The 17,782-nt window shown below is 64.4% G+C and carries 17 protein-coding genes; 5 read left to right on the top strand and 12 right to left on the bottom strand.

Annotated elements, in window-relative coordinates; genetic code table 11:
- The 5 genes from C9F12_RS04235 to C9F12_RS04215 form a co-directional block, all read right to left on the bottom strand.
- The gene (locus C9F12_RS04235; RefSeq protein ID WP_045991867.1) at positions 1-888 is read right to left on the bottom strand and encodes a branched-chain amino acid ABC transporter permease; all 888 of its coding nucleotides are present in this window, start codon (positions 886-888) and stop codon (positions 1-3) included.
- Between the two features lie 70 nt (positions 889-958).
- Positions 959-2,206, bottom strand: coding sequence for an ABC transporter substrate-binding protein (locus C9F12_RS04230; protein ID WP_108448079.1), 1,248 nt, complete (start codon positions 2,204-2,206; stop codon positions 959-961).
- Between the two features lie 139 nt (positions 2,207-2,345).
- A complete protein-coding gene (locus tag C9F12_RS04225; RefSeq protein ID WP_045991865.1) occupies positions 2,346-3,098 on the bottom strand; it encodes an ABC transporter ATP-binding protein in 753 nt (250 codons plus the stop codon).
- Positions 3,095-3,871, bottom strand: a complete 777-nt coding sequence (locus C9F12_RS04220; RefSeq protein WP_045991864.1) for an ABC transporter ATP-binding protein — start codon at positions 3,869-3,871, stop codon at positions 3,095-3,097. The genes C9F12_RS04225 and C9F12_RS04220 overlap by 4 nt, the downstream gene beginning before the upstream one ends.
- 335 nt (positions 3,872-4,206) lie before the next feature.
- Positions 4,207-5,586, bottom strand: coding sequence for an L-serine ammonia-lyase (locus tag C9F12_RS04215; RefSeq protein ID WP_108448078.1), 1,380 nt, complete (start codon positions 5,584-5,586; stop codon positions 4,207-4,209).
- Between the two features lie 239 nt (positions 5,587-5,825).
- Here C9F12_RS04215 and C9F12_RS04210 point away from each other — a divergent pair, with 239 nt between their 5' ends.
- Together C9F12_RS04210 and C9F12_RS04205 are read left to right on the top strand one after the other, a co-directional pair.
- Entirely contained in the window at positions 5,826-6,749 is a 924-nt protein-coding gene (locus C9F12_RS04210; RefSeq protein WP_108448077.1) for a LysR substrate-binding domain-containing protein, read from the top strand.
- A gap of 179 nt (positions 6,750-6,928) precedes the next feature.
- The gene (locus tag C9F12_RS04205; RefSeq protein ID WP_108448076.1) at positions 6,929-7,576 is read left to right on the top strand and encodes a hypothetical protein; all 648 of its coding nucleotides are present in this window, start codon (positions 6,929-6,931) and stop codon (positions 7,574-7,576) included.
- Positions 7,577-7,792: 216 nt separating this feature from the next.
- Here C9F12_RS04205 and rpoD read toward each other — a convergent pair whose 3' ends face one another.
- From rpoD to rpsU, 3 genes are all read right to left on the bottom strand, one after another.
- Complete coding sequence (rpoD, locus tag C9F12_RS04200; RefSeq protein ID WP_108131339.1) at positions 7,793-9,628, bottom strand: RNA polymerase sigma factor RpoD; 1,836 nt, start codon at positions 9,626-9,628, stop codon at positions 7,793-7,795.
- Between the two features lie 312 nt (positions 9,629-9,940).
- The gene (dnaG, locus tag C9F12_RS04195; protein WP_108448075.1) at positions 9,941-11,755 is read right to left on the bottom strand and encodes a DNA primase; all 1,815 of its coding nucleotides are present in this window, start codon (positions 11,753-11,755) and stop codon (positions 9,941-9,943) included.
- Between the two features lie 198 nt (positions 11,756-11,953).
- Positions 11,954-12,169, bottom strand: a complete 216-nt coding sequence (rpsU, locus tag C9F12_RS04190) for a 30S ribosomal protein S21 (protein ID WP_013333229.1) — start codon at positions 12,167-12,169, stop codon at positions 11,954-11,956.
- A 389-nt stretch (positions 12,170-12,558) separates the two neighbouring features.
- Here rpsU and tsaD point away from each other — a divergent pair, with 389 nt between their 5' ends.
- Entirely contained in the window at positions 12,559-13,587 is a 1,029-nt protein-coding gene (gene tsaD / locus C9F12_RS04185) for a tRNA (adenosine(37)-N6)-threonylcarbamoyltransferase complex transferase subunit TsaD (RefSeq protein WP_108448074.1), read from the top strand.
- 79 nt (positions 13,588-13,666) lie between these two features.
- Here the strand turns inward: tsaD and C9F12_RS04180 are convergent, their stop codons facing one another.
- A complete protein-coding gene (locus tag C9F12_RS04180) occupies positions 13,667-14,254 on the bottom strand; it encodes a glycerol-3-phosphate acyltransferase (RefSeq protein WP_045991857.1) in 588 nt (195 codons plus the stop codon).
- 204 nt (positions 14,255-14,458) lie between these two features.
- Between C9F12_RS04180 and folB the strand changes: the two genes are divergently transcribed.
- Both folB and folK read left to right on the top strand, forming a co-directional pair.
- Positions 14,459-14,824 carry a dihydroneopterin aldolase gene (folB, locus tag C9F12_RS04175; protein ID WP_045991856.1) on the top strand — a complete coding sequence of 122 codons (366 nt, stop codon included), beginning with the start codon at positions 14,459-14,461 and terminating at the stop codon, positions 14,822-14,824.
- Positions 14,824-15,366: a 2-amino-4-hydroxy-6-hydroxymethyldihydropteridine diphosphokinase gene (gene folK / locus C9F12_RS04170; protein ID WP_108448073.1), complete on the top strand. Its 543-nt coding sequence runs from the start codon at positions 14,824-14,826 to the stop codon at positions 15,364-15,366. The genes folB and folK overlap by 1 nt, the downstream gene beginning before the upstream one ends.
- Before the next feature lie 13 nt (positions 15,367-15,379).
- Here folK and C9F12_RS04165 read toward each other — a convergent pair whose 3' ends face one another.
- The 3 genes from C9F12_RS04165 to C9F12_RS04155 form a co-directional block, all read right to left on the bottom strand.
- Entirely contained in the window at positions 15,380-16,540 is a 1,161-nt protein-coding gene (locus C9F12_RS04165; RefSeq protein WP_108448072.1) for a polynucleotide adenylyltransferase, read from the bottom strand.
- Positions 16,537-16,875: a thiosulfate sulfurtransferase GlpE gene (gene glpE, locus C9F12_RS04160; RefSeq protein WP_108448071.1), complete on the bottom strand. Its 339-nt coding sequence runs from the start codon at positions 16,873-16,875 to the stop codon at positions 16,537-16,539. The genes C9F12_RS04165 and glpE overlap by 4 nt, the downstream gene beginning before the upstream one ends.
- Positions 16,876-16,941: 66 nt before the next feature.
- The gene (locus C9F12_RS04155; protein WP_108448070.1) at positions 16,942-17,754 is read right to left on the bottom strand and encodes a symmetrical bis(5'-nucleosyl)-tetraphosphatase; all 813 of its coding nucleotides are present in this window, start codon (positions 17,752-17,754) and stop codon (positions 16,942-16,944) included.
- Between the last annotated feature and the right edge of the window lie 28 nt (positions 17,755-17,782).

The raw sequence follows: 17,782 nt of genomic DNA, 5'->3' as shown, positions 1-17,782 counted from the left end.
TCAGGCCTCCTTTCCAAACAGCCCGGCGGGCCTCAGCATCAGCACCATGATCATCACCAGGAAGATTACGGTGTTGGCTGCCTCCGGGTAGTACACCTTGGTCAGCCCCTCGATCAGCCCCATGGCAAGACCGGTCAGGATGGCACCGAGGATCGAGCCCATGCCGCCGATCACCACCACCGCGAAGACCACGATCAACAGACTCGAGCCCATGGTCGGTGACACCGGGTACAAGGGCGCGGCGAGTACCCCGGCGAAGGCCGCCAGGGCCACCCCGAAGCCATAGGTCAAGGTGACCAGCAGCGGCACGTTGACGCCGAAGGCCTGCATCAAGGCGGGGTTCTCGGTGCCCGCCCGCAGGTAGGCGCCAAGCCGGGTGCGCTCGATGATGAACCAGGTGCCCAGGCATACCACCAGGGCCGCCACCAGCACCCAGCCGCGATAGGTCGGCAGGAACATGAAGGGCAGCTTGATGCCGCCGCTCAACGCCTCGGGAATCGGGTAGCTGGCCCCGGACACGCCGAACAGGTTGATCAGGCTACCCTCGAAGATCAGCGCCAGGCCGAAGGTCAGCAGCAGCCCATAGAGGTGATCCAGATGGGCAATGCGCCGCAGCACCAGACGCTCGAGCAGAGCACCGAAGGCGCCGACCACCAGCGGCACCAGCAACAGCGCCAGCCAGTAGTTGATGCCCAGGTACTGAGCCCCGAGCAGTGCAGCAAAGGCACCCAGCATGTACTGGGCGCCGTGGGCGAAATTGACGATCTTCAGCAGACCGAAGATGACCGCCAGCCCCAGGCTGAGCAGCGCATAGAAGGCGCCGTTGATCAGCCCCAGCATCAGCTGGCCCATGAACACCGCCAGCGGTACGCCGAATATCATGGTCATGATGATTTCCCTTGAGCATCAGGCCGGGGCACCACCCTGGTGACCCCGGCGTAGATCGAGCGCGGGCGGCTCAGTTGACGAGCTTGCAGGAACTCTCGGACAGCGGACGGTAGGCCTCTTCGGCCGGAATCGTGGCCTGGATCTCGTAAAGGTCCCACTCGCCCTCGGAGTCGGCGGGAGCCTTCACCTCGGCCAGGTACATGTCATGCACCATGCGGCCATCCTCGCGAATCTGGCCATTGCGAGCGAAGAAGTCGTTGATCGGCGCCTCGCCCAGCTTGGCCCTGACGGTGGCAGGATCGTCGGTGCCGGCTTCTTCCAGCGCCTTCAGGTACTGGGTGGTGCTGGAGTAGATGCCGGCCTGAACCATGGTCGGCATCTTGCCCACCCGCTCGAAGTAGCGCTCGGCCCACTCGCGGGACTCGTCATCCATGTCCCAGTACCAGCCGGTGGTCAACAATAAGCCCTGAGTCGTCTCCAGGCCCATGGCATGGACGTCGTTGAGGAAGATCAGCAGGCCGGCCAGCTGCTGGCCACTCTGGGTCAGGCCAAACTGGCTGGCCGTCTTGATCGCGTTGACGGTGTCGGAGCCGGCGTTGGCCAGACCGACGATCTTGGCGCCGGAGCCCTGGGCCTGAAGGATGTAGGAGGAGAAGTCGCTGGTCGGGAACGGATGGCGAACGCGATCGATGATCGTGCCACCGTTGTCGGTGACCACCTTCTCCACGTCGCTCTCGAGGGCATGACCGAAGGCGTAGTCGGCGGTGAGCATGAACCAGCTGTCGCCGCCCTGCTCGACCACCGCCTTGGCGGTACCGTTGGCCAGCGGATAGGTGTCATAGACGTAGTGGATATGGTTCGGGGTGCAGTGTTCGTTGGTGATGCTCGAGGCCGCCGAGCCGGAAATGATGGCCAGACCGCCGGCCTCCTCCAGCACCTTGGTCACGGCGATGGACACCGAGGAGGCGACCATGCCGGCCACCAGGTCGACGTTCTGCTGGTCGACCCAGCCGCGCACGGTGTTGGCGCCCACGTCGGCGCTGTTGCGATCGTCGGCGCTGAACACCTCGATGGGGGCACCGGCGACTTCGCCGCCGAAGTCCTCCACCGCCATCTTCAGCGCTTCGAGGCCGCCGGGGCCGGCCAGGTCACGGTAGGTGCCGGACATGTCGGCCAGATAGCCGATACGCACCTCGCCATCGCTGATGGCGTCCTGCGCCATGGCCGACGATGCCAGGCCCAGGCCGGTGGCGGCGGCGACCGCCAGGGCCAGGTGGCGGCGGGCAAGACGGGGGGAGGAAGCGTGTACCTTGGTCATGGGAGGCTCCTGGGGCCAGCGGCCCTTGTTGTTGTTGAATAGGTTGTTGTTTAGAAAGTGGTTGTTGAACGGCTACTGCCGGACATCTTGTGGTCGATGCAAAGGTTATCTAAAGCCTGGAAGACAGCGGCCATGGACACTAGACCCCGAGCAGGCTGTTGAGGTGCTCACGACGAGCATCCAGATCACGCGCCTCGATGGTCTCGATGATGCGACCGTGTTCCATCACGAAGTGGCGATCGGCCAGGGGCGCGGCGAAGCGGAAGTTCTGCTCCACCAGCACGATGGTCATGCCCCGAGACTTGAGGGTAATCAGCACCTCGGCGAGCTTCTGGTTGATGACCGGTGCCAACCCCTCGGTGATCTCGTCGAGCAGCAGGATCTCGGCCCCGGTACGCAGGATGCGGGCCATCGCCAGCATTTGCTGCTCGCCGCCGGACAGCCGCGTCCCCTGACTGCGACGCCGCTCGTAGAGATTGGGGAACATGGCGTAGATGTCATCCAGGCTCATTCCGCCCGAGCGCACGGTGGGCGGCAGCAGCAGGTTCTCCTCGACGTCGAGACTGGCGAAGATGCCACGCTCCTCGGGGCAGTAGCCGACCCCCAGACGCGGGATGTGATGAGGCTTCATGGCCAGGGTCTCCTGGCCGTTGATCTTGATCGAGCCACTGCGCGAACCGACCATGTTCATGATGGTCTTCAGGGTGGTGCTGCGTCCGGCCCCGTTGCGCCCCAGCAGGGTCACCAGCTCTCCCCGCTTCACGCGCAGCTCCACGCCATGCAGGATATGCGACTCGCCGTAGAAGGCGTTGACGTCCGCTAGACTGAGCGCCTCGTCGCCATGGGCGCCGACCGCCGGTGAAGCAGTTGGCCTGTCGAGAGTCTGGTTCATGCGCTGGCCTCCTCACCGACGCTGGCTTCACTGCCCATGTAGGCTTCACGCACCGCCGGATCGGCCGAGACGCTGGCATAGTCGCCTTCGGCCAGTACCGAGCCCCGGGCCAGCACGGTGATGCGATCACAAAGACGACTGACGACGCTCAGATTGTGCTCGACCATCAACACGGTACGCCCGGCAGAAACCCGCCGAATCAGCTCGACGATACGGTCGACGTCCTCGGCTCCCATGCCCTGGGTGGGCTCGTCGAGCAGCATCACGGTGGGCTCCAGCGCCAGGGTGGTGGCCACCTCCAGCGCACGCTTGCGTCCGTAGGGCAACTCCACGGTGAGGACATCGGCGACGTCGGCCAGTCCCACCTGCTCGAGCAGTTCCATGGCACGCTGGTTGAGTGGCTCCAGCGAGCGCTCTGACTTCCAGAAATGGAAGGAGGTGCCGAGATTGCGCTGCAGGGCCACACGCACGTTCTCGAGCGCGGTCATGTGGGCGAACACGGCGGATATCTGGAACGAACGCACCAGCCCCAGCCGCGCGATCTCGTTGGCCCGCATGCGGGTGATCGGCTTGCCGCGATAGAGGATCTCGCCGCGGGTCGGCGGAAGAAACTTGGTGAGCAGATTGAAGACCGTGGTCTTGCCGGCGCCGTTGGGGCCAATCAGGGCGTGGATATGCCCTTCCGTGATCTTGAGATCCACGCCGTCCACGGCGGTGAAGCCACGAAACGACTTGGTCAGGCCACGGGTCTCTAGCACGTACTGCTGGGTCATGTGGCGTCCTCTGCGGGACCGGGGTCCCTGGCTTGAGGTTGTTATGGTTGTTCGATGCCGCGATGGCGACGCTCTACTTTACGTTTACGTAAGCTAGAAGAGTCAAAGGCCCGACGCAATTGGCCAAGCGTTGAACAAGACCAAAGATGTATTCTCCGCATTTCAATAGGTTGCTTACGACAAACCGGCAACACCTTGGCCCCGCGAGGTTTTCCCCCTGAAAAGCACAAGGCCCCCGTCGCGCTGGCGCGACGGGGGCCTGAAAGAAGAGGCTCCAATGGTTCGGTCCTCGTCGAGCGACTGGTCAACCACCACGACCAGCGCCCGCGTCCTGCTCAGCACTCGATGGCGTTGACGGCGAGTCCCCCCTTGGAGGTTTCCTTGTACTTCTCCTGCATGTCGGCGCCGGTGTCGCGCATGGTGCGGATGGCCTTGTCCAGCGAGATGAAGTGCTCACCATCACCGCGACAGGCCATCAGGGCGGCGTTGATGGCCTTGACCGAGGCAATCGCATTGCGCTCGATGCAGGGCACCTGGACCAGGCCTCCGACCGGATCGCAGGTCAGCCCCAGGTTGTGTTCGAGGCCAATCTCGGCGGCGTTCTCGACCTGGGGAACGCTGGCCCCCATGACTTCGGCGAGTCCGGCCGCGGCCATGGCGCAGGCCGATCCCACCTCACCCTGACAGCCCACCTCGGCGCCGGAGATGGAGGCATTCTTCTTGCACAGGATGCCGACGGCGCCGGCGGTCAGCAGGAAGTTGACCACGTCCTTCTCACAGGCACCGGGCTGAAACTTCATGTAGTAGTGCAGCACGGCGGGAATGATCCCCGCGGCGCCATTGGTGGGCGCGGTGACCATGCGCCCACCGGCGGCATTTTCCTCGTTGACCGCCAGGGCGTAGACGTTGACCCAGTCCATCGCCGAAAACGTCGTGGCGATCAGCCCCGCGTCATCGCCCATCGCCTCGAGACGGCGATACAGTGACGCGGCGCGACGCTTGACGTTGAGCCCGCCAGGCAACACCCCTTCCCCCTCGACACCACGGTTGACGCAGGCCTGCATGGCTTGCCAGATATCCCACAGACCGGAGCGCACCTCGGCTTCGCTGCGCCAGGCCTTCTCGTTTTCCAGCATCAGCTCGCTGATGCTCATGCCATGCAGACGACACAGCGCCATCAGTTCCGCGCCGCTGTTGAAGTCGTAAGGCAAGGGGGTGGTGTCGGAATCCAGCGCTCCGTCCCGGGCCTGGGCCTCGTCGATGACGAAGCCACCTCCGACCGAGTAGTAGGTCTCGCGCTTGACCTCCTCGCTGTGCCCCTTGGCCACCAGCGTCATGGCGTTGGGGTGATAGGGCAGGCTCTCCTCGTGCCATTGCAGGTCTCTGGCCCACAGGAAAGGCACCGCCACCTGACCACCGAGCAACAGGGTCTGGCTCTCGAGCAGCTCTTCGATGCAGGGGCCAACAACGGCCGGATCGATGCGGTCTGGACGCTCACCCATCAGTCCCATCACGCAGGCGCGATCGGAGGCGTGGCCCTTGCCGGTGGCCGACAGCGAACCGTAGAGGTGAATCTCGATCCCCGCGACGCGCTCCAGCAGGTCCTGCGACCGCAGCGCCTCGACGAAGTCGTAGGCGGCCTTCATCGGCCCCACGGTGTGGGAGCTGGACGGCCCGATCCCGATCTTGAACAGGTCGAATACGCTGATAGCCATGGCGCTGCCTCTTGTACGAATGACGCGAAGTGTGGGGCATGAGGGGCGGAGGTCCGAGACCTGCGAGGTCAATTTCGCTAAAGCGAGGGCTGTCGTTCCTCCGGGATATCGTTATGCTGGCTGCCATCGCTTCGATGGACAAGGCAGAATATCTTGCCTTCACTATAGCTCAGCTAAACCATACCTAAACCACCGCCATACCACGGCCAGACCATGACCTCTTGTCGGAACACATCGCAATGAGTCGACTGCTCAACGCCCAGACCCACGCCTGGCTGAAGGGGTTCGCCGTCAGCGCCCGCCACCTGTCCTTCACCCGAGCGGCGGAGGAACTGCACGTCACCACCGGCGCCGTCAGCCAGCAGATCAAGCAACTGGAGGACCGGCTGGGCTTCAAGCTGTTCCGACGCCTGCCCCGTCGCCTGGAACTGACCGAAGAAGGCAAGCGCCTGGCCGCCGTGGTGGACGACGCCTACCAGGCGGTGGGACTCGAGGTGAGTCGCCTGCGCAGCGGGGTAATGAGCGGGGTCATCCGCCTGCGCTCGGTGCCCTCCTTCCTCAACAAGTGGCTGATGCCCCGCCTGCCGCGTCTGCAGGCCAGGTTTCCCGATATCGAACTGCATATCACCGCCGAGGACAGCAACATCTCGTTGCGTGACGGCGACTTTGACCTCGCGCTCGACCTCAACGACGGCCACTATCCGGGACTTGCCATCACCCCGCTGATGCAGGAACGCATCTTCCCGGTCTGTTCACCCGGCCTGCTGAAGGGCCGCCCACCACTCAGACGTCCCGAAGACCTGGCCTGGTACCCGCTGCTGCATGACATCACCGCCTGGCGCGGCAGCCAGGAGTATGGCGAGTGGCGCCACTACCTGTCCGCCATCGGCGCCCCTTCGATCAATCTGGAGCGTGGCTACACCTTCAACCGCAATCACCTCACCATGGAGGCCGCCATCGCCGGCATGGGCGTGGCGATCGCCCGGGAAACACTGATCACCAGCGAGTTGAAGAGCGGCGCCCTGATCGCCCCCTTCCGTGCCCGCGTCGACAGTGGCAAGCAGTACGGCATCGTCCACGCGGCAGGCGCCACCGACGATCGCCGGGTCAAGGCCGTGCACGACTGGCTGGTGGAGGAGGCCAGCCGCAGCACAAACCACTAACCCCCGTGCCTGAACGAGCGGCCCAGGCCAGGTCATCGGGCACCTGTCTTGCGCCTTGCCTATGCTGTATAAGCATATGGCGAAGACTGGCGAAGAATCCTTTGGGATTCCCAGACACTCCCCCGGCTCGACGGGTATAATCACGCCCAGATACACCCCTTTTCTGGAGATTGAGAGGGATGCTCAATACCCCCCCTTCCATCACGCCTGCCATCAGCTTTCGCGCGACCTGCGCCAGAGCCTTGCTCTATATCCTGATCATCGGCGCGATGATGCAGGGCGTGCTGTGGGAGACCGGCCTGCCCGAAAAGATTCGCTTCAGCGAAGTCGGCTTTACCGAGAGCATGCAGACACTGTGGCTGCTGATCAGCTGCCTCTTGCTGATCTACGCCCGCCAGGTGCTGGGCGGCCTGCCACGGGTGACGCTATTGATGTTCGGCCTGCTCGGCGCCGCCCTGATTCGCGAGCAGGACGCCTTTCTCGACGCCTACGTCTTCGACGGCGCCTGGCAGACCCTGGTGACCCTGCTGCTGCTGCCCATTCTCTATTGCGTGCTGCGCCAGCGTCACGCCTTCGTACGCGAGTTCGAGGAGTTCGTCGAAAGCTTCGCGTTTGGCCTGTTTGCCGCAGGCTTCCTCTGCACCTTTGCCTTCTCGCGGCTCTACGGCCGCAGCGAGATGTGGGAGGCCCTGCTCGCCGAACGCTACGTCAGGGTATTCAAGGACGCCGCCGAAGAGGTCACGGAACTGTTCGGCTATACCCTGCTGATGTTCGCCATGGTCGAACTGGTGCTGTGGATCCGCCGGCGCCAGGCCAGCAGCCAATAGCTCGCGACCACCACAGCGTCGTGACACGACAACGCCCGCGGCCATCACCGCGGGCGTTGTCACTTTCAGCCTTCGCTCGCCGGAAACGCTCGCTTGCGGCAGCGCTTCACCCTGATTCGATGACATGAAAAAACGCCCGTGGCTTTCGCCACGGGCGTCCTGTGCTCACCCTACTGCTTCGCTGTCGAAACAAGCCCTGCTCGGTCGAGACAGGCGTTACTCGTCGAGGAAGGAGCGCAGCGGTTCGGAGCGGGTCGGATGGCGCAACTTGCGCAGCGCCTTGGCCTCGATCTGACGGATACGCTCGCGGGTCACGTCAAACTGCTTGCCGACCTCCTCAAGGGTGTGGTCGGTGTTCATGTCGATACCGAAGCGCATCCGCAGCACCTTGGCTTCGCGGGCGGTCAGGCCACCGAGCACGTTGCGCGTGGCTTCGACGAGACCCTCGCCGGTGGCCGAGTCGATCGGCAGCACCATGGTGGAGTCTTCGATGAAGTCACCCAGGTGCGAATCGTCGTCGTCACCGATCGGCGTCTCCATGGAGATCGGCTCCTTGGCGATCTTGAGCACCTTGCGCACCTTGTCTTCCGGCATCTCGAGACGCTCGCCCAGTTCTTCAGGCGTCGGCTCGCGACCCATCTCCTGCAGCATCTGCCGCGAAACGCGGTTGAGCTTGTTGATGGTCTCGATCATGTGCACCGGAATACGGATGGTGCGCGCCTGGTCGGCGATGGAACGCGTGATCGCCTGACGAATCCACCAGGTGGCGTAGGTCGAGAACTTGTAGCCGCGACGATATTCGAACTTGTCCACCGCCTTCATCAGGCCGATGTTGCCTTCCTGGATCAGGTCGAGGAACTGCAGGCCGCGATTGGTGTACTTCTTGGCGATGGAGATGACCAGACGCAGGTTGGCCTCGACCATCTCCTTCTTGGCACGGCGAGCCTTGGCCTCACCGATGGACAGGCGACGATTGACCTCCTTCACCTCACTCACCGGCAGCTGGATCATCTCCTCCTCAAAGGCGATCTTGCGCTGGGCACGCTGAACATCGGCCTTGAGCGGCGCGAGACGATCGGCGTAGCGGGCGTTGTCGGCCATGAAGTCGTCGAGCCAGTCGAGCCGGGACTCGTTGCTCGGGAAGGCCTTGATAAAGGCCTTGCGCGGCACCTTGGCCTGCTTAACCAGGAGCTGCATCACCGTCTTTTCCTGGGCACGCACCTGCTCGACGCTGATGCGGACCTGTCCGACCAGACGTTCGAAATGCTTGGGCACCAGCTTGATCGGAGAGAACAGCTCGGCCAGACGTGCCAGCTCTTCCTGAGCCTCACGGGACTGACGACCGTGGGTCTCGATGGCGGCGTTGGCGGCCTGGCTCTGCTCGCGAATCTGCCCGAAACGCGCACGGGCCTCTTCCGGATCCGGGCCACCACCGGAGTCGTCCTCTTCTTCCTCGCCGTCTTCGTCGTCGTCGCTGGCAGCCTGCTCGTCTACCTCGGGCACTTCTGCCTCGGCCACGCCGGGGATGCCTTCGTCGGGGTCGATGAAGCCGGAAAACAGATCAGAGAGACGTCCCGGCGCTTCCTCGTCCTGGGTGGCATCGTAGGCATCGAGGATCGACTCGACGGCACCCGGCACATAGGCCAGCGCCGACATGACTTCACGGGTGCCTTCTTCGATGCGCTTGGCGATCTCGATCTCGCCTTCACGAGTCAACAGCTCGACGGTGCCCATCTCGCGCATGTACATGCGCACCGGGTCCGTGGTGCGACCGACATCGCTTTCCACCGCGGCCAGGGCCGCCACTGCCTCTTCAGCCGCGGATTCATCGGTTGAGTGATCCGACATCATCAGGGTATCTTCGTCGGGAGCTTCCTCGACGACGTTAATACCCATGTCATTGATCATGCCGATGATATCTTCCACCTGGTCGGGGTCGGCGATATCTTCGGGAAGGTGGTCGTTGACCTCGGCATAGGTCAGGAAGCCCTGTTCCTTGCCGCGCGCGATCAACTCCTTCAGACGTGACTGCTGCTGCGCATTTCCAGCCATAGAAACCCTATCTCGACGAAGAAGAATGAAGCACCTGAAGCGCTAAGGTGGAGAAACTCGGTAAGCCGGACAGTATAGCGGTTTTGGGGCCACTTCTGCCAGTCTGGAGTGTTTGCGCGATGTCTCAGGTGTGTTAGTTTATCTGGTTGCGCCACTTGTCAGCGCCGTATCCCTTAGATGGTGATGGTAGGACAAAATTCAACCCTACCCGCATCCATACCTCATATTTGTCGTCGAACGCTCACAGGTTCTTACCATTGGTGGTAGCCGAACCTGCCGTCGTGACAGCGCTCGCGCCCTCCCGCAAGCGACCTAGCGCCCCGCCGCCAGCAACTCCATCAAGCGCCCGCGTTCTTCACTCGACAACCGCTCGCCGAACTGTTGCCGCCTCAGCAAGGCGTCGATCTCTTCCTGCCGGGACGGGGTCTGACTGGCTCTCTGAAAATAGCTCACCAGACCATCGAGCTCCGCCGCCCTGGCTGCCACCGGGATCAACAACTCCCGTCGCGCCAGCGCCGCCAGCCGCTCACCGTCCTCGCTACCGTGGAAGTGCATCAGCAGCACCTGAGCGCTTGAATAGCCGCCAGCACGAAGCAAGGTAATGACCTCCCGGCACAACCGGGCGTCCTCATCCTGCCCCCCGCACCAGTCCAGCGATTCGGGCAAGCGCTCCACCAGCCTGGGCTCGTGAACCAGCAATTGCAGGGTTCGCGCCATCAGGCCAAGGGCGCCCCCGGAACGGCGCGGCCGTGGAGCCGGCTCGCCGTCCTCGACGACGGGTTCGAAAAACTCATCGACCGGCGCGAAGTCGTTGTCCTCGGGCGCCGGCGCCAGCAGCGCCTCGAAGCGCGACTGCTCGACCCCGGTGCGACGTGAGAGCTCGGTCAGCATCAGCGACTTGAGCACCCCCTGCGGCAGCTTCTCGATCGCAGCCAGCACCTGACTGGCGTAGCGCTCTCGCGATTCAAGCTGGGCCAGATCGCGCCCCTGGGCGGCGTGCTCGAACAGAAACTCCGACAGAGGGCTTGCGCAGGTCACCCGATCCTCGAAAGCCTCGGTTCCCTCCTTGCGCACCAGGGAGTCGGGATCCTCTCCCTCCGGCAGGAACAGGAAGCGTGCCTGGCGACCATCGATCATCTCCGGCAGCACCGTTTCCAGCGCCCGCGCCGCCGCCTGACGTCCCGCCTTGTCGCCGTCGAAGCAGAACACTACTTCGCTGACCAGACGGAACAGCCGACGCAGGTGATCGGCGGTGGTGGCGGTGCCAAGCGTCGCCACCGCGTTGCGGATGCCGAACTGGGCCAGCGCCACCACGTCCATGTAGCCCTCGACGATCAGCAGGCGTTCCAGGCGATGATTGGCCTGACGTGCCTCATAGAGGCCGTAGAGCTCGCGCCCCTTGTGGAACACCGGCGTCTCTGGAGAGTTCAGGTACTTGGGCTTGGCGTCGCCCATCACTCGGCCGCCGAAGCCAAGCGTCCTGCCGCGAATGTCGCGGATCGGAAAGACCACCCGATCGCGGAAGCGGTCGTAGCTGCGGCCACTGTCCTCGTGATGCACCAGCAGGCCGTACTCGATCTGCACCGACTCATCGACGCCCTGGCTGCCCAGGTGTCGCTTCAGCGCCTCCCACTGGGCCGGCGCGTAGCCGATGCCGAAGGTCTCGCGCACCTCATCGGACAGCCCTCGACCCTCGAGGTATTCGCGCGCCGCCTTGCCTTCTGGCATCTTGAGCCGCTCGCGAAAATAGCTGGCCGACATTTCCAGCAGGTTGACGCCTTCCTTGCGCTTCTTCTCGCGGGCCTGGGCGCGAGGGTCGTCCGCCCCTTCCCTCGGCACTTCCATTCCCATCCGCGAGGCCAGCTGCTCCACCGCTTCGGGAAACCGCAGCTTGTCGTACTCCATCAGAAAGCGCAGGGCGTTGCCGTGGGCGCCGCAGCCGAAGCAGTGATAGAACTGCTTGTCCGCACTGACCGTGAAAGACGGGCTCTTTTCCTGGTGGAAGGGGCACAGACCGGAATGGTTGCGCCCGGCCTTTTTCAGCTTGACGCGCTCTCCCACCACTTCGACCACGTCGACGCGGGCAAGGAGATCATCGATGAAACGCTGGGGAATCTGACCGGCCATATTCTGCTCGACAGGAGCTCTCTCGACTGAAGCGCGCTAGTCTAGACTGAAACGCGCTAGACAATGCACTAGCAGGAGCAAGAGAAGCGAAGCGGGAGTCGGCGACAAACGTCAGAAAAACAAGCGGCCACCTCAATGGCGGCCGCTTGGCGTCCTCCTGAACCGAGGGCGGCGGACCGCGCTCGACTCAAGTACGGATCAATAGAGCCGTTCGAAACGCTTGCGCTCGCGCTGGAGCTTCTTGGCGTGACGCTTGACAGCGGCAGCAGCCTTGCGCTTGCGCTCGGCAGTCGGCTTCTCGTACTGCTCACGACGACGAACCTCGGACAGAACGCCGGCTTTTTCACAGGAACGCTTGAAGCGACGCAGAGCGACGTCAAACGGCTCGTTATCACGTACTTTGACAGAAGGCATTAAGCACTCACCTACCTTGGGTAACTTGAGTTCGGTTTGTACGCACACCTTCAAGGCCAATACCCCGCACCACTCCTTGTCCGGCCAACCCTTGAGCTGACAACAGCTCAGCGCAGGAACCCTGCGGGCATGACCTGAAACGGAACAGAGACGGGGGAAGCGAGCCCTGGATGCACGACCCAGTCTTGCAGCGGACAGTATTTTAGTGACCATCCCGCTTTCTTGCAAATGCTTTCGTCTCGCTCACCCTTCAATCTGCACCCGCCACCAGCGCTGCTTGCCTGCCACAAGGCGCGCCGCGGCCGCCGAAAGGGAGCCCGTCGCTTATGCAGCGGAAGCCAAATCGGCGTAGAATACTCCCCCCTTTCACCGTTTCCCGAGCCCGATCCATGCGCGTACTAGGCATCGAAACCTCCTGCGACGAGACCGGCGTCGCCCTTTACGACACCGACCGCGGCTTGCTGGCCGATGCGTTGCATAGCCAGGTGGCGATGCACGCGGACTACGGCGGTGTGGTGCCGGAACTCGCCTCTCGCGACCATACCCGGCGCCTGCTGCCGCTGATCGACCAGGTGCTCTCTGGAGCACAGCTCGAACGCACCCAGCTGGACGCCATCGCCTACACGGCAGGCCCCGGGCTGGTCGGCGCGCTGATGGTCGGCGCCAGCACCGCCCACGGCATGGCCCGCGCACTCGGCATTCCGGTGCTCGGCGTTCACCATATGGAAGGACACCTGCTCGCTCCCATGCTCGAGGACGAGCCTCCGGCCTTTCCCTTCGTGGCATTGCTGGTCTCGGGCGGCCACACCCAGCTGGTCCAGGTTGACGGCATCGGGTGCTATCAACTGCTGGGCGAATCGGTGGACGATGCCGCCGGCGAAGCCTTCGACAAAGCTGCCAAGATGCTGGACCTCGATTACCCCGGCGGCCCGCGGGTAGCTGCCCTGGCCGAGGGCGGCGACCCGGGCCGCTTCCGCTTCCCCCGGCCGATGACCGATCGCCCGGGTCTCGACTTCAGCTTTTCGGGGCTCAAGACCCACACCCTGACCGCCATTCGTCAGTTAGAACAGGCTGGCCAGCTCGACGACCAGGCCCGCGCCGACGTCGCCAGGGCCTTCGAGGAAGCCGTCGCCGACACCCTGGCGATCAAGTGCCGTCGGGCCCTCAAGCAGACCGGGCTCACCCGCCTGGTGGTGGCCGGCGGTGTCAGTGCCAATGTGCGCCTGCGCGCCAAGCTGGAAGAAGCGACGCGAAAACAGGGGGCTCGCGCCTACTACCCTCGCGGCCGCTTCTGCACCGACAACGGGGCCATGATCGCTTATGCCGGTGCTCAGCGCCTGCTGGCGGGAGAACGCGATACCGTGGGTCAGATGAAGGCGGTGCCGCGCTGGCCGATGGATCAACTCAGCGCGCCGTAGTCGACTAGCAAGAAGAAAGGGCCATGATTGCGCTCTCTATACGCCCAGGAGCCCTGCCTGCCCCATCGAGCCGGTCGCTTTACAGGTGGGGCTCCTTGCCCTGGCGCAACCGGCCGATATTGATGGCGTGGCGGGCCACCACAAGACCGGCGAATACCAGCACTACCCAGACAAAGTCCGGCGCCAGCCACAGGCTCAGCAGCGGGGCCAGGGTGGCGCTGGTCAATGAGGCCACCGCCGCGGTGTGCGCCCACCAGGCAAGCAGCGCCCAGATCACGGCGCTGACCAGGGCTACCCCAGGGGTCAACAACAGCATCACGCCGAAGGCGCTGGCCACCGCCTTGCCACCACGGAAGCGATACCACGCCGGGTAGCAGTGGCCCAGCAGCACACCGAGCCCTACCAGGCCTAGCCCCCAGGGCGGCAGTTCGAGCCACAGGCCGAGCAGCAGCACCGGCCAGCTTTTCAGGGCGTCGATCGCCAGCGTCGCCAGCGCCAGCGGCACGCCGTGCTGGCGAAGCACATTGGAGAAGCCAGGATTGCAGGAGCCGCTGAGCCGCGGATCCGGGCGCCCGGCCCAGCGGCAGACGCTGATGGCGCCCAGCCAGGTGCCGCTCAGGTAGGCAAGAGCGGTCAAGGGCAGTATCACTTCCAACGATGAACCCATGGCGACTCCTGACCCGACGCAACCGGTGCTGGCGAAAGATGCCACACTCAAGGGCATTCCGTCGTAGTTTGCCAGTACGAGCACTCGCGAGTCACCCGCGGCCTGTTTCCCGGGGGGCGGCTCAAGTACAATCGGGCGCCTTGTCACACCTGCTTTTCCCGGTTCTTGCTTAGCGGCCGGGAGGACAATCACCGGGGATCACCGATGGATCAGGTACTGATCGAAGGCCTTGAACTGGATACCGTCATCGGCGTCTATGACTGGGAGCGCAGCATCACCCAGCGCCTGACGCTGGACCTGGTGCTGGCCACCGACATCCGCGCTGCAGCGCAAGACGATGACCTGAGCCAGACCCTCGACTATGACGCCATCAGCCGTCGCATCGGGGTCTTCGCCGAAGAACACAGCTTCGAGTTGGTGGAAACCTTCGCCGAGCGGCTGGCGGAACTATTGCAGGAGGAGTTCGGCGTGCCCTGGCTGAAGATGACCCTGCGCAAGCCCGGGGCGGTGGCCAACGCCCGCGCCGTAGGCGTCAGCATCGAGCGCGGTCAGCGCCCCGGGGGCCACTGATGGCGCTGGTAACCCTGAGTCTTGGCAGCAATATCGAGCGCGACCAGCATATTCGCGTCTGCCTGGACGCCCTGTCGGAGACCTTTGGCGAGCTTGCCATCTCGCGGGTCTACGAAAGCAAGCCGGTCGGCTTCGAAGACGGTCGCAACTTCTACAACCTGGTGGTCGCCCTCTACAGCGACTGGTCCGTTGGCGAACTGCAGGCCTGGTGCAAACGGCTCGAGGCCGCCAATGGTCGACGCAAGGACAGCCCCAAGTTCAGCCCTCGCATCCTCGACGTGGACATCCTCACCGTCGGCGAGCAGGTAGGCGACATCGACGGCGTCAGCCTGCCGCGAGGCGAAATCCTGCACCACGCCTTCGTGCTCTGGCCCATGGCCGAGCTGCTGCCGGAGCACCGCCACCCCCTCGACGGGCGCTGCTATCAGGAGATCTGGCAGGCCTTCGACGCGGACGACCAGCCGTTGTGGCCCATCGAGTTCCACTGGGGGGATCGGGCGCTGCCTTCACGCGCGGCACTCGAGGGGGCATTTGAGAAATAGCAGCGCAAGCCCGCTAGCGCCAGGCGTCTTCCAGGACGGCAAGCCGCCTGTGTCGTAACTCCTGACCCAGCGCCGCACCCTTGAAGCCCTCATCGAGCAGGTCTCTGGGCGAGAGCGCCAGCGCCGTACGATAGCCCAGCGCCAAGCGCTCGGCGTCCCCGGGACGCCTAAGTGCCAGCACCGCCAGCAGCGGCGCCACCCGCTCACCGCGGCGCCAGGCGTCGATGCCATCGAGCCAGTCCATGGCGATCGACGGCGCCGAGCGATCACCGTCCTGAGCAAGCGACGACGCCAGCTGCCGGGTCGACGCCAACTGATGCCCGGCGTCACGATAGTCGTTGGGTAGCTTGAGGCGTTCCTCCAGGGCCTTGCGTGCGGGCGCACTCAGCGCCTCCACCAGGCGCCCCCAGCGCCAACAGGGCGAACCGGACAACGCCTCGGGCAATCTCGTCATCCGCACAAGCGCGCGCTCCAGGGCATCACCGCCCGCCTCGTTCAGCGCCGGCATCAGCCGCTCAAGTGCACCGCAGGCGGCCAGGGCATCGAAGTAATGCCGCGGCTCGGGCTCGCCGAGCGCTTTCTCGGTCTCCACCCAGACCCGCTCGGCCACCAGATGGTCGAGCTCACCGCTGTCGGCCAGTTGGCGCATCAGCGCCTGGGTCGGTTCGGCGATGCGAAAGCCAAGGCCTGCATAACGGGCCAGAAAGCGGGCGGTACGCAGCACCCTCAAGGGATCCTCGACGAAGGCCGGGCTGACGTGGCGCAGCAGTCGATCATCGAGGTCTCGACGGCCATCGAAGGGATCCACCAGTGCGCCGTCGAGCGACTCGGCCATGGCGTTGATGGTCAGATCGCGACGGGCCAGGTCTTCCTCCAGGGTCACCTCGGGGCTGGCGTGCACCACAAAGCCGGTATAGCCGTGACCGGACTTTCGCTCGGTCCGCGCCAGGGCGTACTCTTCGTGGGTCTCGGGGTGCAGAAATACCGGAAAGTCGCGCCCCACCGGGCGAAAACCACGCTGGCGCATGGCCTCGGGGGTGGCGCCGACCACCACCCAGTCGGTGTCCTTCACCGGCCAGCCAAGTAGAGCGTCGCGTACCGCGCCCCCCACCCGATAGACCTCCAGCCCCGCACAAGGCTCGTCGCCCTGGCGCTGCTCGCGATCCCGGGTCATGACGCCGTCCGGCTCACCCGTTCGGGCAGGCGATGCTGCCACTCGGAAAAACCACCATCGAGGCTGTAGACACGCTCGAAGCCCTGGGCGCTGAGCCAGCTTGCCGCCTGCTGGCTGGAATGGCCGTGATAGCACACCACTACCAGGGGCCTATCCTTCGGCGTTTGCTCGACCAACGGCCCTACGCTGTGGTTGTCCAGATGGCGGCTGCCGGGAATGTGGCCCTGGGCGTAGCTGCCGGGATCGCGAATATCGACGAGACACAGCTCGCCTTGCTCATCGAGCCACTGGCTCAGGCGCTCGATATCCAGATGTTCGAAGGCGGCGGACGTCATATGGACTCCTTGATAAAGGGAAGGGTCGGGCACGGGGAAGCGGGTATCGGCGAGTGGCCTGCGGCGTTACGCAAACTGCCGACTGGGCACGCTGATGCGCTCGCCGCTGTCCAGGTCCAGCGCGGTCAGACTGCCGCCCCAGACGCAGCCGGTATCCAGCGCCTCGGCGCGAACCCGACTGCCGCTGGCCTCGCCGTTGAGCGCGGCCCAGTGGCCGAACAGCAGCCAGGGATCATCCTGGCGAGGGTACTGAAACCAGGGAGCGAAGCCGTCCGGCGCGCTGTCCAGGCCTTCCTTGGCGTCAAAATCCAGGCGCCCCTCGGCGTCGATGAAGCGCATACGGGTCAGGGTATTGACGATGGCCCGCAGGCGGTCGACCCCTTCCTGGTGCGGCTTGAAGCGGCGCGGACGATTGCCGTACATGCGCGTGAGAAAATCGCCGGCACGCTCGCCGGTCAGCATCCACTCGACCTCACCGGCCAGCGACTCGGCCTGATCCAGCCCCCACTGGGGCGGCAGGCCGGCGTGGGTCATCAGGGTATTGCCATCGCGCACCAGCAGCGGCCTGGCCTGGAGCCAGTCGAGCAGGGTCTCGCGATCCTCGGCCTCTAGAATATCGTCGATGGTGTCCTTGCGCTTGGTCGCGGCGCCACCTCGCGCGACCGCCAGCAAATGCAGGTCGTGGTTGCCTAGCACCACCCTGGCCGCCTCCCCCAGCGCCATCACTTCGCGCAGGCAGGCCAGCGACCCCGGCCCGCGGTTGACCAGATCTCCGGCCAGCCACAACTGATCCCGACGTGGATCGAAGTCGAGCGCCTCGAGCAGGGCGATGAATTCCTCGTGACAGCCTTGAAGGTCACCGATAGCGTAGCGTTTCATAGGATCTCGGGGCTCTTGAAGGTCGTTC

The sequence above is a fragment of the Halomonas sp. BN3-1 genome (assembly GCF_003056325.1).
GTDB classification, from domain to species: domain Bacteria; phylum Pseudomonadota; class Gammaproteobacteria; order Pseudomonadales; family Halomonadaceae; genus Halomonas; species Halomonas litopenaei.
This window is presented reverse-complemented; position numbering and strand designations above follow the sequence as displayed.

Excerpts from the sequence above, each read along its gene's own strand:
- C9F12_RS04210 (WP_108448077.1), top strand. The coding sequence starts at position 5,826 with ATGAGTCGACTGCTCAACGCCCAGACCCACGCCTGGCTGAAGGGGTTC.
- rpoD (WP_108131339.1), bottom strand. The coding sequence starts at position 9,628 with ATGGCTGGAAATGCGCAGCAGCAGTCACGTCTGAAGGAGTTGATCGCG.
- C9F12_RS04230 (WP_108448079.1), bottom strand. The coding sequence starts at position 2,206 with ATGACCAAGGTACACGCTTCCTCCCCCCGTCTTGCCCGCCGCCACCTG.
- glpE (WP_108448071.1), bottom strand. The coding sequence starts at position 16,875 with ATGACGTCCGCCGCCTTCGAACATCTGGATATCGAGCGCCTGAGCCAG.
- C9F12_RS04165 (WP_108448072.1), bottom strand. The coding sequence starts at position 16,540 with ATGACCCGGGATCGCGAGCAGCGCCAGGGCGACGAGCCTTGTGCGGGG.
- C9F12_RS04205 (WP_108448076.1), top strand. The coding sequence starts at position 6,929 with ATGCTCAATACCCCCCCTTCCATCACGCCTGCCATCAGCTTTCGCGCG.
- C9F12_RS04225 (WP_045991865.1), bottom strand. The coding sequence starts at position 3,098 with ATGAACCAGACTCTCGACAGGCCAACTGCTTCACCGGCGGTCGGCGCC.
- dnaG (WP_108448075.1), bottom strand. The coding sequence starts at position 11,755 with ATGGCCGGTCAGATTCCCCAGCGTTTCATCGATGATCTCCTTGCCCGC.
- C9F12_RS04155 (WP_108448070.1), bottom strand. The coding sequence starts at position 17,754 with ATGAAACGCTACGCTATCGGTGACCTTCAAGGCTGTCACGAGGAATTC.
- C9F12_RS04180 (WP_045991857.1), bottom strand. The coding sequence starts at position 14,254 with ATGGGTTCATCGTTGGAAGTGATACTGCCCTTGACCGCTCTTGCCTAC.
- C9F12_RS04215 (WP_108448078.1), bottom strand. The coding sequence starts at position 5,586 with ATGGCTATCAGCGTATTCGACCTGTTCAAGATCGGGATCGGGCCGTCC.
- folK (WP_108448073.1), top strand. The coding sequence starts at position 14,824 with ATGGCGCTGGTAACCCTGAGTCTTGGCAGCAATATCGAGCGCGACCAG.
- tsaD (WP_108448074.1), top strand. The coding sequence starts at position 12,559 with ATGCGCGTACTAGGCATCGAAACCTCCTGCGACGAGACCGGCGTCGCC.
- folB (WP_045991856.1), top strand. The coding sequence starts at position 14,459 with ATGGATCAGGTACTGATCGAAGGCCTTGAACTGGATACCGTCATCGGC.
- C9F12_RS04220 (WP_045991864.1), bottom strand. The coding sequence starts at position 3,871 with ATGACCCAGCAGTACGTGCTAGAGACCCGTGGCCTGACCAAGTCGTTT.
- C9F12_RS04235 (WP_045991867.1), bottom strand. The coding sequence starts at position 888 with ATGACCATGATATTCGGCGTACCGCTGGCGGTGTTCATGGGCCAGCTG.
- rpsU (WP_013333229.1), bottom strand. The coding sequence starts at position 12,169 with ATGCCTTCTGTCAAAGTACGTGATAACGAGCCGTTTGACGTCGCTCTG.